This window comes from uncultured Mailhella sp. (genome assembly GCF_944324995.1).
Classification (GTDB): domain Bacteria; phylum Desulfobacterota; class Desulfovibrionia; order Desulfovibrionales; family Desulfovibrionaceae; genus Mailhella.
The window spans coordinates 17,174-33,323 of record NZ_CALUYL010000004.1 but is presented as its reverse complement, the minus strand read 5'-3'; the positions used below and the strand labels follow the sequence as shown (position 1 = coordinate 33,323).

Annotated in this window: 12 protein-coding genes; 6 read left to right on the top strand and 6 right to left on the bottom strand. The window is 60.0% G+C overall.

Annotated elements, in window-relative coordinates:
* Positions 1–340: 340 nt before the first annotated feature.
* Positions 341–1,759 (bottom strand): [FeFe] hydrogenase H-cluster radical SAM maturase HydG, encoded by a 1,419-nt coding sequence (gene hydG / locus Q0K02_RS03310; RefSeq protein WP_294485045.1) that lies wholly within the window; start codon positions 1,757–1,759, stop codon positions 341–343.
* 471 nt (positions 1,760–2,230) lie between these two features.
* On the opposite strand from hydG, the gene Q0K02_RS03305 reads away from it, so the two are divergent.
* The 4 genes from Q0K02_RS03305 (at position 2,231) to Q0K02_RS03290 (ending at position 7,902) form a co-directional block, all read left to right on the top strand.
* A complete protein-coding gene (locus Q0K02_RS03305; RefSeq protein ID WP_294485043.1) occupies positions 2,231–2,476 on the top strand; it encodes a TM1266 family iron-only hydrogenase system putative regulator in 246 nt (81 codons plus the stop codon).
* 143 nt (positions 2,477–2,619) lie between these two features.
* Entirely contained in the window at positions 2,620–3,465 is an 846-nt protein-coding gene (locus Q0K02_RS03300) for a fumarate hydratase (RefSeq protein WP_294485042.1), read from the top strand.
* A 10-nt stretch (positions 3,466–3,475) separates the two neighbouring features.
* On the top strand, positions 3,476–4,033 hold the full coding sequence (locus Q0K02_RS03295; RefSeq protein ID WP_294485040.1) for a Fe-S-containing hydro-lyase: 558 nt from the start codon (positions 3,476–3,478) through the stop codon (positions 4,031–4,033).
* 800 nt (positions 4,034–4,833) lie between these two features.
* On the top strand, positions 4,834–7,902 hold the full coding sequence (locus tag Q0K02_RS03290) for a hypothetical protein (RefSeq protein WP_294485038.1): 3,069 nt from the start codon (positions 4,834–4,836) through the stop codon (positions 7,900–7,902).
* A gap of 135 nt (positions 7,903–8,037) precedes the next feature.
* On the opposite strand, the gene Q0K02_RS03285 is transcribed toward Q0K02_RS03290, so the two are convergent.
* Together Q0K02_RS03285 and Q0K02_RS03280 are read right to left on the bottom strand one after the other, a co-directional pair.
* The gene (locus Q0K02_RS03285) at positions 8,038–8,772 is read right to left on the bottom strand and encodes a response regulator transcription factor (protein ID WP_294485036.1); all 735 of its coding nucleotides are present in this window, start codon (positions 8,770–8,772) and stop codon (positions 8,038–8,040) included.
* 553 nt (positions 8,773–9,325) lie between these two features.
* Positions 9,326–10,741, bottom strand: a complete 1,416-nt coding sequence (locus Q0K02_RS03280; RefSeq protein WP_294485034.1) for an outer membrane homotrimeric porin — start codon at positions 10,739–10,741, stop codon at positions 9,326–9,328.
* Positions 10,742–10,813: 72 nt separating this feature from the next.
* Here Q0K02_RS03280 and Q0K02_RS03275 point away from each other — a divergent pair, with 72 nt between their 5' ends.
* Positions 10,814–11,128, top strand: a complete 315-nt coding sequence (locus Q0K02_RS03275) for a hypothetical protein (protein ID WP_294485032.1) — start codon at positions 10,814–10,816, stop codon at positions 11,126–11,128.
* 159 nt (positions 11,129–11,287) lie between these two features.
* Here the strand turns inward: Q0K02_RS03275 and clpB are convergent, their stop codons facing one another.
* The 3 genes from clpB to Q0K02_RS03260 all read right to left on the bottom strand — a co-directional run bounded on the left by clpB (position 11,288) and on the right by Q0K02_RS03260 (position 15,378).
* A complete protein-coding gene (gene clpB, locus Q0K02_RS03270) occupies positions 11,288–13,912 on the bottom strand; it encodes an ATP-dependent chaperone ClpB (protein WP_294485029.1) in 2,625 nt (874 codons plus the stop codon).
* Between the two features lie 196 nt (positions 13,913–14,108).
* Positions 14,109–14,417 carry a chaperone modulator CbpM gene (locus tag Q0K02_RS03265; protein ID WP_294485026.1) on the bottom strand — a complete coding sequence of 103 codons (309 nt, stop codon included), beginning with the start codon at positions 14,415–14,417 and terminating at the stop codon, positions 14,109–14,111.
* A 28-nt stretch (positions 14,418–14,445) separates the two neighbouring features.
* Positions 14,446–15,378, bottom strand: a complete 933-nt coding sequence (locus tag Q0K02_RS03260; protein WP_294485024.1) for a J domain-containing protein — start codon at positions 15,376–15,378, stop codon at positions 14,446–14,448.
* A 377-nt stretch (positions 15,379–15,755) separates the two neighbouring features.
* Between Q0K02_RS03260 and Q0K02_RS03255 the strand changes: the two genes are divergently transcribed.
* Positions 15,756–16,094: a hypothetical protein gene (locus Q0K02_RS03255; RefSeq protein ID WP_294485023.1), complete on the top strand. Its 339-nt coding sequence runs from the start codon at positions 15,756–15,758 to the stop codon at positions 16,092–16,094.
* Positions 16,095–16,150: the final 56 nt, after the last annotated feature.

Below are 16,150 nucleotides of genomic sequence, written 5' to 3'. Positions count from 1 at the left end.
AAGGGGACCTGTTCCCTTCCGAAAGGCGCTCTTCTCCTGCAGGAAGAACTCCCCGCCCGTTCTGACGACTCTCCGGCAAAACCATGCCGGAAGGCGAGAGACCGTCCGACCTCTCAAAACATGCTGCGGCCGCGCGAGGCAAAAAGGGCCGCACCGACCACCGGCGTTTGCGCCTGCTCGAAGGGGAAAGCCCGCGCCGCGGTCTTCTTCCGAAAACTTCGGCGCAGGCCCGCAGGACAGGCGGCCCGGCGCTGAAAGGACATGCGTTCAACGCCGTCTGCCGGGCTCATCGCCACGCGCAGTTCCCTGCGCCGCCCTTCTCTTCCGAACCGGCCAGGGCTTAAAAACGCAGATCGCGTTCCCCCTGCTCCAGACGCTTCAAATACTGCGCCGTCTGATTTCTCCGAGGCTCCCGGCTGATGCGGGAAAGCTCGTCGGCTATCATGTTCTCGCCGAGCGCGCGCAGTTCGTCGTCGGCGTAGTCCAGCAGATATTCCTTGAAAGTCAGCATGGCGTTGGGCTGACAGCAGTTGCTTATTTCGCCGCTCTTGGCCAGCGGCATGAAGCGGTCGCCGGTGCGGCCGGAACGATAGCAGGCCGTACAGAAGCTCGGCAGGTAGCCGTCGCGAACCAGTCCCTTGAGCACGTCTTCGGGCTTGCGCTCGTCGGCAAGATGAAACTGCGGAGCTTCGCCGGGAACAACGCGCTGCGGATGGGCGTAGCCGCCCACGCCCACGCAGGAGCCCGCGCTCATCTGCGACATGCCGATGTCGAGCAGCTCGCGGCGAAATTCCGCGGACTCTCTGGTGGTGAGAATCATGCCGGTGTAGGGCACGGCCAGACGCGTCACCGCAATGAGATGCTTGAAGTCGTCGTCGCTCACCAGACTGTAGGCGGAATAGTCCACGCCCTCGGCGGGCAGCAGCCTCGGGAACGAAATGGTGTGCGGCCCCACTCCCGCCACCGCCTCAAGATGCTCGGCGTGCATGAGCAGGCCCATCACCTCGTAACGCCAGTCGTACAGGCCGAAAAGCACGCCTATGCCCACGTCGTCCAGGCCGCCTTCCAGCATGCCGCGGTCCATGGCCTCGGTATGCCACTCGTAATTGGCCTTGGGGCCGCCCATGTGCATGAATTCGTAGGTGGGCTTGTGGTAGGTTTCCTGAAAAAGAATGTAGGTGCCCAGTCCGGCATCCTTGAGTCTGCGGTAGTTTTCCGCCGTGGTGGCGGCGATGTCCACGTTCACGCGGCGGATGGAGCCGTTGCGAAGCTTCGTGGCATAGATGGTGTGCATGCACTCAATAACGTAGTCCAGAGGGCAGTTGCGGTCGTCTTCGCCCGCCTCAAGAAGCAGACGCTTGTGACCGAGCGCCTCCAGCGCCAGCACTTCCTCGCGCAGCTCCTCCTGCGAAAGCTTGCGCCGCACGGTCTTGTTGCTCGCGTGAAATCCGCAGTAGCGGCAGTTGTTCACGCAGTAGTCCGAAAGGTACAGCGGCGCGAACATCACGATGCGGCGGCCGTAAATGTGTTCCTTGATTTCGCGGGCCAGCGCGTAGATGCTCTTCAGCGTGTCCTCGTCTTCCACAAACAGAAGCGCGGCCGCCTCGCGATGCGTGAGCCCGCGGTATTCCCGGGCCTTGTTCAGAATGCGGGCCACTTCGGCCCGGTCGGAAGAAAGCTTTCGCCCCTCTTCCAGAGACTCCAGAATTTCGGCGTGGTCGATGAACTCGTTGGAGTCCAGCGAGCGGACATTGTACATGCAGATTCCCCGGCGGATCATCCGCCCCGGCGCTCGGCCGGTCATGGCAGCAGGTGCCGTTCAGACAGGGCGCAGCAATAAAAAAAGCGCCCACCCGTAAGGAAAGGCGCCCGACAATCGCAGCTTCCCGCCGACGGCGGAAGACAAGACGGGGACAGCACAGACCTTTCTGATCGGAAAGCAGAACGCCATCCTCTCAGTCGGGATACCGTAACAAAGCCGCATGGCGCGGCAGACCTCCCGGAAGATGAATCCGCCGGTCGGACGCAGACATCATACGCTTCCTGCGCAATTAGGCAAGGGGAAAGGCCGAAACGTCCGCACCATCTTCCGCGACGAGGCGGCGCGCCCATCATCTTCTTGACAAGCCCGGGCATTCCTGAAAGTCTCCTCGTCAACGAACCGGGCCGCATCCCGGAACAATCCGGCCTTTCCCGTCCCTGCAACGGAAGATTTTTCAGGAGAAGCATCATGGAACAAACCCGCCTCGGCATTGTCGGCATCATTGTGGAAGACCTCGAAGCCTCCGCCGCCCTGAACGCTATTCTGCATCAGTACTCCGACATCATTGTCGGACGTCTGGGCATTCCCTACCGCGACAGGGGGGTGTCCATCATCTCCATCGCCGTGGACGGCAGCAACGAAGCCATTTCCGCCATGACCGGAAAAATCGGTCAGCTGGAACACGTGTCCGTGAAATCCGTCATCACCAAGTAATCTTGCGCCGCGTCAGCAAGCGAAGAGGCCCGCCGGTTCCGCCGGACGGGCCTTTTGCGTTGCGGGCGGCGAACCGGCGCGCCGGTTTATTTTCCGAAAAAAAAGTCCTATGGTCGCAAGGAACTTACGCCTCAGGAGTCACCATGCGAGAAATTTCCGTCGAACTCATACGCGACACCGTGGCGCGGCTGGCCGTGGAGGCCTGCTGCCGCCTGCCCGAATCCACGCTGGCGGCCATGCGCCAGGCCAGAGAATGCGAACTTTCCCCCACCGGCCGCGACGTGCTGGATCAGCTCATCCAGAACGCGGGCATCGCCGCCGAGGAGTGCGTTCCCATCTGTCAGGATACCGGCCTCGCCGTGGTGTTCGCCGAAATAGGTCAGGACGTCCACATCACCGGCGGACTTTTTGAAGACGCCGTCAATCAGGGCATTGCCAAGGGCTACACCGAGGGCTACCTGCGCAAGTCTTCGGTGGCGGAACCGCTCTTTGAACGCAAAAACACCGGCGACAACACGCCCGCCGTCATCCACACGCGCCTCGTGGCCGGCGACCGCATCACCCTGCGCCTGGCCCCCAAGGGCGCGGGCAGCGAAAACAAGGGCGCGCTGCACATGCTGGTTCCCGCCGACGGCATAGAAGGCGTGAAGAAGGCCGTGGTGGAAACCGTGCGCCACGCCGGAGCCAGCCCCTGCCCGCCCATGGTCATCGGCGTGGGCATAGGCGGCAACATGGAACTGGCCTGCCTGTGCGCCAAAAAGGCCTGCGCGCGCGACATTGAAAGCCGCAATCCCGATCCCCGCTACGCCAGACTCGAAGACGAGCTGCTGGAACTCGTCAACAAGCTCGGCACCGGCCCCGCCGGACTCGGCGGCAGCGTGACGGCCTTCAAGGTGAACGTGGAATTCTGCGCCACCCACATCGCCAGCCTGCCCGTAGCCGTGAACATCAACTGCAACGCCGCGCGTCACGCCGAAGCCGTGCTGTAAGGATTCCTCCATGCCCGCCACTCATCATCTTGTCACGCCCCTTTCCAAAGACGACATACGCAAACTGCGCATAGGCGACCTCGCCTTCATCAGCGGCACCATCTACGCCGCGCGCGACGCCGCCCACAAACGCATGATCGAAGCGCTCGACCGGGGAGAATCCCTGCCCTTCGATCCCGCAGGACAGATCATCTATTACGTGGGCCCCACGCCCGCAAAGCCGGGCAGCCCCATCGGCTCGGCCGGTCCCACCACCTCGGGCCGCATGGACGCCTACGCCCCGCGCCTCATGGAACTGGGACTTGCGGGCATGATCGGCAAGGGCAACCGTTCCCGCGCCGTCATGGACGCCATTCGCGACAACGTGTGCGTGTATTTTGCCGCCACCGGAGGCGCGGCCGCGCTCATTTCCCGCTGCATCCGCTCCTACGACGTGCTCGCCTGGCCGGAACTCGGCCCGGAAGCCCTGGCCGCCATGACCGTGGAAAACTTTCCCGTCACCGTAGTGGCGGACTGCTGGGGCGGCGATCAGTACGAAGAAGGGAAAAAGCCCTACCAGAGCATCTGATCCGCCGAGGCGCCTGATATCTGCTCCTGCCGCATGCGTGCGACAGGAGTTTTTTTTACGCTTCCGCCGGTGTTTTTCTCAGCCTTCCAGGGCCTGATTCCCGACGGACAGAGCCTACTTTTCCACGACCATCTTCCGGCAATCGACGCCTTTCGCCTTCGCGCAGGACGCCCGAACTCTGCAACGTCGCGTGAACATCGCCTCCCCGCTGGCGAAAGCCCCGGCGCGTCGAGAGTGTCCGACATAACCACGGACTGGGACAAGCCGGTGCAGACGCTGCGGCGCAGCCTGCGCACGGCAATTCCCCGCGGGCGGGAAAATGCCGCCGGGCCTTCGCTGCCCGACGCCAAGCTCTCCCCCGGCGAAAAAGCACTCCCCGCACGCCCCGGCCCCCTCACTTGTGGATCATGGCCTTTTCGACGCCCCTCCCCGTCCCGGCATCTTCATCCCCTCTCTTCTGCCTGTAAAAACAGGCATGCCCCCCGCAAAACCGGAACGGCCCGTCCCAGACGAAAAGCTGCCGCGCCTGCCGAAGGCATTCCCCTGCCCTCTGCTCTTCACATCTCTTTCTCTTTTCTCTCGCATGAGCCCTGTCCGTTTGCGTCGACGCAAAAAACAACGTCACGGCTTCGTACGACGTCCGCATGATTTGTTCTCTATAGCATCATCTTTCACAAGATTATAACAAAGCTGTCATAATATGCCGGGATTGTTGACGAGTGCGCTTTTCTGCACGTATATATGACAAAGTTGTTACAATTATCTTTTCCCTCCGGGGAAGCAAATAACGGCGGTGCTCCATGGCCGACATCTTCTTCGACAGGCAGGACAGAGAGCTCATGAAGATGATCAACACGATCATCGACTACGGCCCCTCCTCCGACCTTGAACATAAAATATTCAATGCCCGACTCCATCCCCACGGCATACTGAATCTCACCACCACGCACGAGTTCCGCATGGCGCAGGCCGTCATCAATCTGCTCGGCAGCCTCACCAAGTCCGGCCCCGCCGAAGATCGTCTGGCCGCCCTGCGCACGCTGCACGACGAAGTGCTGCACAGCGCCCAGACCACCTTCCGCTACAACACCGGCCGCGTGCTCATTCAGATCATGAAGGCCATCATCCGCTCGCGGGACGACGAGCACGCCCAGCTCCGGCTGATTCACGATTTCCGCAAGGCCGTTTCCGGCAATCCCCGCATCGTGCGGGAATTTCTCAACCGTCATCACCTCATGGAAATGCCGGAAGAATGGAATCAGCTCACCATGGATCATCACGTCCACGATTCCAACACCAAGGGACGCAAAAACGCCACCTTCCTCATCATGGACGCCTGGGTGAAGGGCATACGATATCTTACCGTGGTGTACTACAACTATGTGGATCTGGAAGTGGCCCGCGAGCTGCTGAGCGCCGCCGCGATCATGGGCATTTCCGTGCGTATCGGCCTTGAGTTCCGCGCGGCGTTCCGGGGCCGCTACGTGAACTTCATATGGGCTCCGCGCGGATTCTCCGACATCCAGGACTTCCTGGAATTTCTCTCCTCAGACGCCATGCGGTCCTTCATGAGCGAAGGCCGCATGGCCTCGGCCTGGATTCGGGATCACGTCATGGCCACGCTGGAGCTGTGGAACAAAAAACACGCTCACGCGCTCACGCGGGATCTCGGCATTCCCGTCACCACGCTGGACCCCGACGCGTTTCTCGCCTTTGTGGGCAACGGACAGCCTTCGCTGCTGCATCTCGCGGAATTCGTTCACAAGGCGCTGCTGCCGAAGTTCAAGACCAAAATCGCCGATCTCACCATGGAACTTGAGGAGGCAAGCGACGCCCGCAGAGAAGAAATTCTCCGGCGCATGCGCCGCATGGACGGCTTTACCCCTTCCGTCATTCACGACAGCTGCCTTGCGCCATCCTGCAATCCCGAACTGCCCTCGCCCGAAGATCCGCCCACCTCGCCCGACGACGAGCGCCCGGAACTTCTGCGCCTCAGCGTGCCGCAGCTTCTCGAACGCCTGAGCTCGCTGCGCAGCGGCTACCGCATCACCCTGCAGCTCGCCGGGCTCACCGCCGAAGACGTGCTGGAAATTCTCTGGGACGGTCAGGGGTTCATCACGCATCTGGAGCTGTTCAACGTCAAGGAATGGCACGACGGCAACCTGCCCCACCTCAAGGAAATCAACGATCTCCAGGTCGCCATCAACACGGGCGACGTCATGCGCCTCAAGAAAATTCTGCGCGGCATGCTGCGGAACTTCGACTGCGACTGCTCGCCGGATTCGCAGACCCGATGCGAAAAGTTCCGCTCCATTCTGGCCGACATTCCGGCCCTTCAGGCCCTGTACCGCTACGCGCCCCTTGCCAGTCACATGGGCACGGATTCCACCAGTCACCTCGGCAACCGCTACGGCATGGGGCTGGCCGTGCCCGAAACTCTGCCCGGCTCCGCCCGCAAGCGCCTGACCGGCAACAAATACATAAGTTCCGTCACACTGCCCATGCGTCTTCAGCTCGGCTACCGGGTGGAATACCTGCCGAGCGGTCACCCCTCGCCGCTGCTCACCTGGCTGCGCCGCCGCATGAGCTTTCTCAAATGCGGCATGAACCGCACCAGAGAATGGGAGCCCCTCTATGAAAACGTGCGCATAGAACAGCCGGGCAACATCATCACCATGGGCGGCATCACCGTGGAAAAATCCAACGGTCTCGTGCCCGAACCGGGTGCGCAGGCGCTCGCCCACGACGAGGAGGCAGGAGGCAGAGCCTACCTCAACACCACCATGTCCAACGTGCTCAAGGTGCTGCTGGGCTTCATTCCCGCGCTGCTCACCTTCCTGAACACGCAGGAATGGTGGGTGCTCGCCTGGTTCGGCGCGCCCATCTGGTTCGGCATCACCGGCGTGCGCAACGTCATTCAGGCCGTCATTGCAGGCGGCGGCGTGCGCAAAAACATGCTGCTCTCATGGAAAAAATTCGTGAACTGGTCTCGCGTGTGCGACTCGCTCATGTACACGGGCATTTCCGTCATTCTGCTGGAAGGCCTCACGCGAAACCTGCTGCTCAGCCGCGTGCTCGGCATTACCGTGGAAAACGCCCCGCTGCTCGTGTTTTCCATCATTGCGCTGGCAAACGGCATCTACATTTCCTCGCACAACATCTATCGAGGATTCCCGCGAACGGCGGTCGTCGGCAACTTCTTCCGGAGCGTGCTGGCCATTCCCGTGGCCATGCTCTACAACTCCGTGCTCTATACGCTCTTTCCGCTCATCATCAGCATGCCGCCGGAACAGATACTCATTCCCGCGGCGGCCATCGTCTCCAAATTCGCTTCCGACACCGTGGCGGGCGTCATCGAATCCGTGGCGGACAGGCGCAACAACTACCGCCTGCGCGGATGGGATTACCAAACCAAGCTCAGACACCTGTTCGACTGCTACACCAGACTCGAACTCGCCTTCCCCGACAAGGACATGCTCGCTCTTCTGGCCCAGCCCAGAGAATTCATACGCTTCACGAGTCAGGAAAAGGCCCGCGCCCTGCAGGTGGAAAGCATCATCAACGCGCTGGACCTCATGTATTTCTGGTACTATCAGCCCTGCGCCCAGCAGACGCTGATTGCTCTTCTGCGCGGCATGACCAGAGAGGAACGCGTTGTTCTGGCCCGCTTCCAAAGCATTCTGCTCAACGTTCAGGAAGTCTGTCAGCTCTTTGTGGACGGCATGCTCGGCCTGAACTTCTCCCGCGCCCTCTCCTTCTATCTGGACAACTACGAGGACTACATCGACACCATTGCCCGCCACTGCTCAGCATTCGATACCAGGTACCAGCTGCGCGGCAAAACGTCCTGCCAAAAAGAACACGACTGATCCCGCTCCCAAACAAAACGAACGCCGCGTCTGACCAGAAACAGATCAGGCGCGGCGTAGTCATTTGCGCTCCAGAGCGGCCCGCCGGAGGTTGCGCCTCGGCCGGGCATCGTCTGACGCCGACATGCTCACACGTCACTGCTGCGAGGCAGGGGCCGACGCTTCGGCAGGCGGCCACGGCGTCAGGCGGAAGCCCACATGCGTCACGGTTTTCAGAATCGGCCTTCCCGCCTCCTGCAGCGCCCTGCGCAGAGAATGAATATGCGTGCGCAGCGAATCGCTGTCCGGCGGGAAATCTCCGTAGATTTCATATTCCAGATCCTTTCGGGACACCACGCCGGGAGCCTGCCGCATGAGCCTCGCCAGAATGGTGAAGGCCGTAGGTCTGAGCGTGAGGGGAACGCCGTCGCAGGTGACTGTGTGCATGTGCGGATCCAGTTCCAGCCCGGCCCAGCTCAGCCTGCGGGATCCCTGACGAGCGCCCATGCGCCGCACCACAGCGCGCACAACCGCCTCAAATTCGCGCATGTCGGCAGACTTGTTGATGAATACATCTGCGCCCCAGTTCAGGCCAAGCACTTTGGCCTCCAGGGACTCTCCGTCCATAAACATGATAATGGGCGTTTCCAGCCCCACTTCATCGCGAAGACGACGGCACAGCGTCAGCCCGTCCATCCCGGAAAGCGCTATGTCGATGAGAAGCGCGTCGTAGGAATTGGAAGAGGCTCTCTTCCATCCGGCCGTGCCGCTGGAAGCCATATCCATATTGTAGCCAAGCGGCGTGAGATATTTGTACAGCGTCTGCGCAAACTGTTCATCTTCCGTGACGAGAAGCAGGCGAAGCCCTTTTTCTGACAGCAACGATTCCACGCGTTCAGGACCTCTTTGTAAGGTAAGTAATGTTCATGAACGACGCCGCCGGACACGGACTGCTCTTCCGAACTGCAACGGCGGGAGGTCGCCGGAGACATGCGTCAGCCTGTCATTCCCCGGACTGCTCCGGAACGACACAACGACGCGCCTTCTATCGTTTAATATTTTCCTGTTTTTTCAATGAGCTACAATAATAAAGGCGTTGCCATGTCCCATAAACTCCCCTTCGTCGCACCTGTAAAGGCTTTGCCGAAGCAGGCCATGCGCGTTAAACGCCATGCCGTGGATATTCTCACAGTATGATTCATTTCCCCCAGCAGATAATTAACTATTTTAACAGGCGTCCATGCCATGGTGTACAAAACGCCATGCGTCGCCTTTTCCGCCATTGTCCATCTTTTGGGCAGTCACTCGTTATTTTTATCCAACATATTCATATAACAGAGAATATTCACAAGCGTCATTAATTCAAAAACGGGAAAGGTCATTTTGACCTTTCCCGTTTTATTCATTTGGACACCTTGTTCATGTCCAATACGCCGAAAGCGTATTAGAACAGGTACTGGAAGGTAAGAGCGGTGCTCCAGGAGTCCTTGTCGATCTCATTGTCCGCAGCCCAAGCAGCGTGATCGCCCTTGTCATAGTCGGTGATGATGTAGGCGAGTTCGAGGCAGGCGGTCAGGTTCTTGTAGATCTGATAGGTGCTGGCCAGGTTGAATTCAACGGCGTTATCGTTATCCGTCATGTAGAAGACGGGGTTCACGTTGGCATCACCCTTCAGCATGGCGCTCGCATCGTTGGTGCCCTGGAACCAGGTGACGGTGAACTTGTGGGTCAGATCCTGCAGGAAGCTGACGTCTTCGATACCGGCCTGGAGGCCCCAGGTGCCGCCGATGGCATGACGGCTGTTGTTGTCGTACAGACCGAACTCACCGGCGGTGTAGCCGAAGGTGGGATGGAAACGACCGGCCCAAGAAGGAATCCAGCCCTGACCGAAATACTGAGCGTCGCTGTCGTCACCGGAGGCATACCAGCCGCCGAGGATCGGGGTGCCGTACGCGGTCTTGTAGGAAGCCTTGGCCTGCACATACCAGCCATGACGATCCTGAGGATTGACTTCGGCTCCCTCAGGCTGGCCGCCGTCATAGGAGAGCATACCGTAGGCACCAGAAACCTTCAGCACGAAGGGATCGAAGTAGCTCATCACGAAGTTGGTGCCGGCCCAGAAGGCATTGCCGTCCATATAGTACATATCCGTAGCAAGATAAGGCTTTCCCTTGGCGGTACCGAAGATACCGTCGGTGCTGCTATCAGGATCAGCCCCGTCATCAACAGAGGCGTACATCACATAAGGAGTGAAGGAGAAGCCGTCGAACTTGAAGGCGGCCATGGCGGCAAAGAAGTCGGACTTGTCGGACTGATCGGTATCGTTGCCCGTACCGAAGTAATCGTCACCCGCGCTCGCATAGGCACCACGCAGCCAGAAGGCGGTGAGGTCGAGCCAGTCGGTAGCAGGAGCGGTCACGACGATACCGTCGCGGCCCTGCCACCCGGGATGCATGACAGCATTCTTGCCGAAGGCGTCTTCAGGCAGACCAACGAGCTGACGGCCCATGCGGACCTTCACCACGGTCTGAGGAATCACCCAATCCACATAAGCCTGACGCATACCGACCGCAGCGCTGTTGCCGGTGGTATCGGCACCCCAATCGTAAGTAGAGGTCTTATCCTTGCTGGTGCCGACCTGAACCTGGAAGTAGCCGGACAGGTTTTCATTGGCGGTAAGGGTCATGCCGAGACGCAGACGCTGACCGGCGTTGTCGAAGTTCTGGCCGGTGCCGGCGCGTTCGCCGGTGATGAAGTTGAACAGATACTGGCCGTCCATCTTAAGATCAACAGCGGAAGCAGGGGCAGACGCGGCAAAAACGAGGCCGGCAGCCAGAAGAAGCGTAGTAAGCTTTTTCATTGTAGTCATTCCTTTGCAAAAATTGGTTTGTAACACCGTTATGGAAAATCCCTCTTTTTCCATGAGACGACCTTGGCACCCCAAATTGAAAGGAAACGATATTTTTCTGTTAACAAGATGTTAAAATCAAAGTTTTTCCGCAAAAATTTTTTTATTCTGCCCGCCGCCGTCGCCCGGTTTCGTCAAAAATTTTGTCAAAAATCATGGTTCCGTCGTCCGCTTCTTCCGCGTCGAGCGTTCGCGTTCAGAGCGGCAATGCCGAATCCGCCGCGGCAACTTCGGCGGCAAGCTGCGACACTCTCCCCTTTCCCGACCGCCGTGCCGGAAGGCCTCTTCAGGCCGAGCGCGTTTCGACAGCTGTGCCTGATTATCAAAATCCCCCTATAATTTCCCTATGTTATTCCGCCCCCATCATTTTTCCCTTTCTCCCCGCGCTGCTCCCCGCCGCGCTCAGGGCATAAAAAAAGAGCCCGTCATGCCGATAATCGACATGGCAGGCTCTCTGCCGCCGCTCCGTTGCCGGAGCGGCTATGATTCAATCAGGCCTTACCCTTCCACTCTCTCGAATCTCAGGGTGCCGCCGTCTTCATTCTTGTCAACCACCACGCGCACCTTCCAGCCGTCGCGGATTTCGCCGCTGATGACCGCACGGGCGAGCCTGGTTTCCAGGTTATGCTGAATCCAGCGCTTGAGCGGACGCGCGCCGTAGGCGGGGTCGTAGGCGGATTCGGCAATGAAGTTGCGGGCTTCGTCGGTGAGTTCCAGCGTGATCTTGCGCTCGTCGAGTCTCTTCTGCAGACCCTTGATCTGCAGATCCACGATGGAGCCGATCTGATCCGCGCGCAGCGGATAGAACATCACGGTTTCATCCACACGGTTCAGGAACTCAGGACGGAAGAACTTCTTGAGTTCGTTCATCACCGCGTCGCGCACGCCGGGCTTGAATTCACCCTTCTCGTCGATGCCGTCCAGCATGATCGGCGAGCCGATGTTGGACGTCATGATAATGATGGTGTTGCGGAAGTCCACGGTGCGACCCTGGCTGTCGGTCAGACGACCGTCGTCCAGAAGCTGGAGCAGCGTGTTGAACACGTCGGGATGCGCCTTTTCCACTTCATCGAAGAGCACCACGCTGTAGGGCTTGCGGCGCACGGCCTCGGTGAGCTGACCGCCTTCCTCATAACCGACATATCCTGGCGGCGAACCGATGAGGCGGGAAACCGAGAATTTCTCCATGTATTCGCTCATGTCGAGACGAACCATGTTGTCCTCGGTATCGAACAGGGCTTCGGCCAGCGCCTTGCACAGTTCGGTCTTGCCCACGCCGGTGGGGCCGAGGAAGATGAAGGAACCGAGCGGGCGATGCGGGTCGGAAAGACCGGCGCGTGCTCTCAGCACCGCATCGGACACGGCCTGCACGGCCTCGTCCTGACCGATCACGCGTTCATGCAGACGCGCAGGCAGCTCCAGCAGCTTTTCGCGTTCCGACTGCAAAAGACGCGTCACCGGAATGCCGGTCCAGCGGGCCACGATGTCGGCCACGTCGTCCGGGCCCACTTCCTCGCGGAGCAGGCGGGTTTCCTTGCCGTCGCTCTGAGCAGCGGCCTTCGCTTCGGTCTCCTTGAGCTGTTTTTCAAGCTCGGGGAGCGTGGCGTACTTCAGCTGCGAAGCCTTGGCCAGATCGTAGGAGCGTTCCGCCTCTTCAATCTGATGACGGGTCTGCTCAATCTGTTCCTTGAGCTTGCGCACGCCGTTGATGACCTTCTTTTCCTCTTCCCAGCGGGTGCGCAGCGTGGTCTGCGTGCCGCGCAGGTCGGCGAGCTCGTTTTCCAGCTTCTGCAGACGCTCGCGGGAAGCGTCGTCGGTTTCGCGGCGCAGGGCCTCGCGCTCAATTTCGAGCTGCATGACCTTGCGGTTGATTTCATCGAGCTCGGAAGGCAGCGAATCGATTTCCGTGCGGATCATGGCCGCGGCTTCATCAATGATGTCGATGGCCTTGTCCGGCAGCTGACGGTCGGAAATGTAGCGCTGCGAGAGCACCACGGCTTCCACGATGGCGGAGTCGCTGATGCGCACGCCGTGATGCACTTCAAAGCGTTCCTTCAGACCGCGCAGAATGGAAATGGCGTCTTCGGTATTGGGCTCGTCCACCAGCACAGGCTGGAAACGACGTTCCAGAGCCGGATCCTTTTCAATATACTTGCGGTACTCGTCGATGGTGGTCGCGCCTATGCAGTGCAGTTCGCCGCGGGCCAGCATGGGCTTGAGCAGGTTGCTCGCGTCCATGGCGCCGTCGGTCTTGCCTGCGCCCACAATGGTGTGCAGTTCATCGATGAACAGAATGATGCGACCTTCCGCGCGCTGCACTTCGTTGAGTACGGCCTTCAGACGTTCCTCAAATTCGCCGCGGTACTTCGCGCCCGCAATGAGCGCGCCCATATCCAGAGCGATGAGCTTCTTGTTCTTCAGGCCTTCGGGCACGTCGCCCTTCACGATACGGTGCGCAAGACCTTCCACAATGGCGGTCTTGCCGACGCCTGCCTCACCGATAAGAACAGGGTTGTTCTTCGTGCGGCGGGACAGAATGCGGATCGTGCGGCGGATTTCCTGATCACGGCCGATGACGGGGTCGAGCTTGCCCTTGCCGGCCTCTTCCACGAGATCGCGTCCGTACTTGGAGAGCGCCTCGTAGGTTTCTTCGGGGCTGGCGGAGGTCACGCGCTGACCGCCGCGCACTTCCGCGGTGGCGCGCAGGAACTTTTCCTGATCGATGCCGTTCTTGCGGCAGATGTCGCCCATGGCTCCGCCCGCTTCAATGAGCTGAGCGAAGATGTGCTCCACGCTGATATATTCATCCTTGAGGCGACGAGCGAGCTCATCGGCCTGAGCGAGAGCGCGGGCCAGACGCTGCGTGATGCGTATGGTCTGCTGCTCCACGCCGGAACCGGTCACGGAAGGACGCTTGTCCAGCGCCTGTTCCAGTTCCGCGGCGATGACTTCGGGCTTCGCGTTCATGCGCGAGAGAATGCCGGGAACGAGCCCGTCCTTCTGACGCAGCAGCGCAAGAGCGAGATGCTCGACGTCCACTTCCTGATGATTGCGCATGAGGGCAATGTTCTGAGCGTCGCCCAGCGCCTCCTGCGCCTTCATGGTAAGCTTGTTCATGTCCATAAAAAACTCCTCCCTGCGGAACGCCCGTACCGGGGCTTGCGCCTGTCGGGCAAGGCGAATGCTTCATCGCCCCGCCCTTTCAGGGCGCAGGCGCTCCACACTTCAGACATCAGTTCCGGCCCGGCCGGAACCGTAGATTTGCTTGAAATATCCGCTCGGGAGCGCAGCTTCCCGAACGTGTTGCGCCGGCCGGAGCCTATCGGCGTTCCAGCTCTCTGAGGCGCGTTTCCAGATTCGCAATGCGGTCCAGAAGATCCACGATGATGGTGCCTGCCACACAGGGCATCTCGAAATCTTCGCACAGCCGCGTCAGCTTTCTGGTGCGGTAAATATCGGAACGGCGGAAGAAGACGGCATGGGTCGCCTGACCGGCAGGTTCCAGCCAGCCAAGTTCCATGAGTTCCCGGACACGTTCCACCGGCGTGCCCGTCTGTTCCAGAAATTCGGACCAGGCAACCAGCGCAGAGGCTGCGGGAGAGCACGCGGTTACAGTTTTAATCGCCATATCCCACCTCTTATATCATTCCGGCAGCTTACTTTTGTCCGGCAAGAGCCTTCCAGTGCTTCAGCTGTTCTTCAGTCAAATCTTCCGGTTTGGGCACGCTGATGGCGACGGTCACATATTCGTCGCCACGGCCCGTAGCCGGACCAAGGCCGCGTCCGCGGATACGCAGACGGCGTCCGCTGGAACTGCCGGCGGGAATATTCATTTCCACGTCGCCGTCCAGCGTGGGCACGCGCTTTTTGGTGCCGAACACGGCTTCCCAGGGCTGCAACGTTACGTCGCAGGCAACATCCAGCCCGTCCACGCGGAACACGGGGTGCTTCGCGTAGCGCACGGTGAGATACAGATCGCCGGCAGGATTGCCGGGATTGCCCTTGCCGCGCAGACGGAGCTTGCCTCCGTCGCGTATGCCGGCGGGAATGGTTATCTGCAGGTTGGTCGACGTGCCGCCGCCGGTGAGCGTCACCTGCTTGGTGCCGCCCTTGCGGGCTTCCTCAAGCGTGATGTCGATTTCGGCTTCCACATCGGAACCGCGCCGCGAGCGACGGCTGTAGCCGCTCTGGAACGAACCGAAGGGATCGTCGCTCTCTTGCCTGCCGAAGCCGCCGCGGCCCATCTGACCGAACAGCGCCTCGAAAAAGTCGCTGTTCACGCCGCTGAAGCCGCCCTGCGCGCCGTTGAAATTGAAGTTGAAGTTCTCAAAGCCGGGGCCGCCGGTAAACTGCTGTCCGTCCTTCCAGTTCGGGCCGAGCTGGTCGTACATGCGGCGCTTTTCATCGTCCTTGAGGACCTCATAGGCCTCATTGATGTCCTTGAACTTCTCTTCGGCGCTCTTGTCGCCGGGATTCAGGTCGGGATGATACTTGCGGGCGAGCTTCTTGTAAGCCTTGGAGATTTCATCCTTCGATGCCGAGCGCTCGACGCCCAGCAACTTGTAGTAATCCTTGTAAGCCACACCCATATCATTGTCTCCTGTGATGCTTCATTTTTTCCGCATCGACATTGAGATAAGCACGAGGGCCGGGCAGTCAAGGGGAATTGTGTCTTATTTCAGCAAGAAAGCCGAAAAAAGTGGACGCCGGGGATGATAAATCATCCACTCGTCCGGCAAAAATGTGCTGTTTTTTCACGGGAAGACGCCGGGGACGGAACGCAGCTTTTTTCGCTCCGTCAGGCGAACGGAAAACGGCTTTCGGAAGCGCCGCGCGGTCGGGGAAAAACGCCCGGCAGCCCCCCCGAGCGTTCGGAAATCTTCACGGACGAAGACCGCGGCAGGAACGCCGAACAAACGAAAAGCAGCGCTTCATTCTTCTCAGGCGAAGACGTGGGAGGAACGCCATGACCGGAACACTCCGGGCCGCGGCGGCGCATGCGGCTGCTGAAATTCACGCCTCGGCTCGCCCGCGAGCCGAACGGCCCCATTCCCCGCAACACGGCAGAAATCAGAAAAACGGACGGACTCTCCGCTCCGGGATGTTGAAAAAAGACGCCCGCTTCTCAAATAAAAAAGCGGCCCGGCCGCACGAAGATTCCGCACGGACAAGCCGCCTGACAGAAAAGCCGTTTCCGACCGGTCATGACGCTCGGAAAAAGCCGGAAAAACATCGGCGTTCCTTCCCCGCCTCCGTCCCGATTCCGGGAATCGAAGACGGGCGAAGGAACGCCGTCATTAATTAAGGATAAAGGCACGCCCGGCGGACAGCGCGCCGCCAAGGACGCGCGTTCCGGTAAAA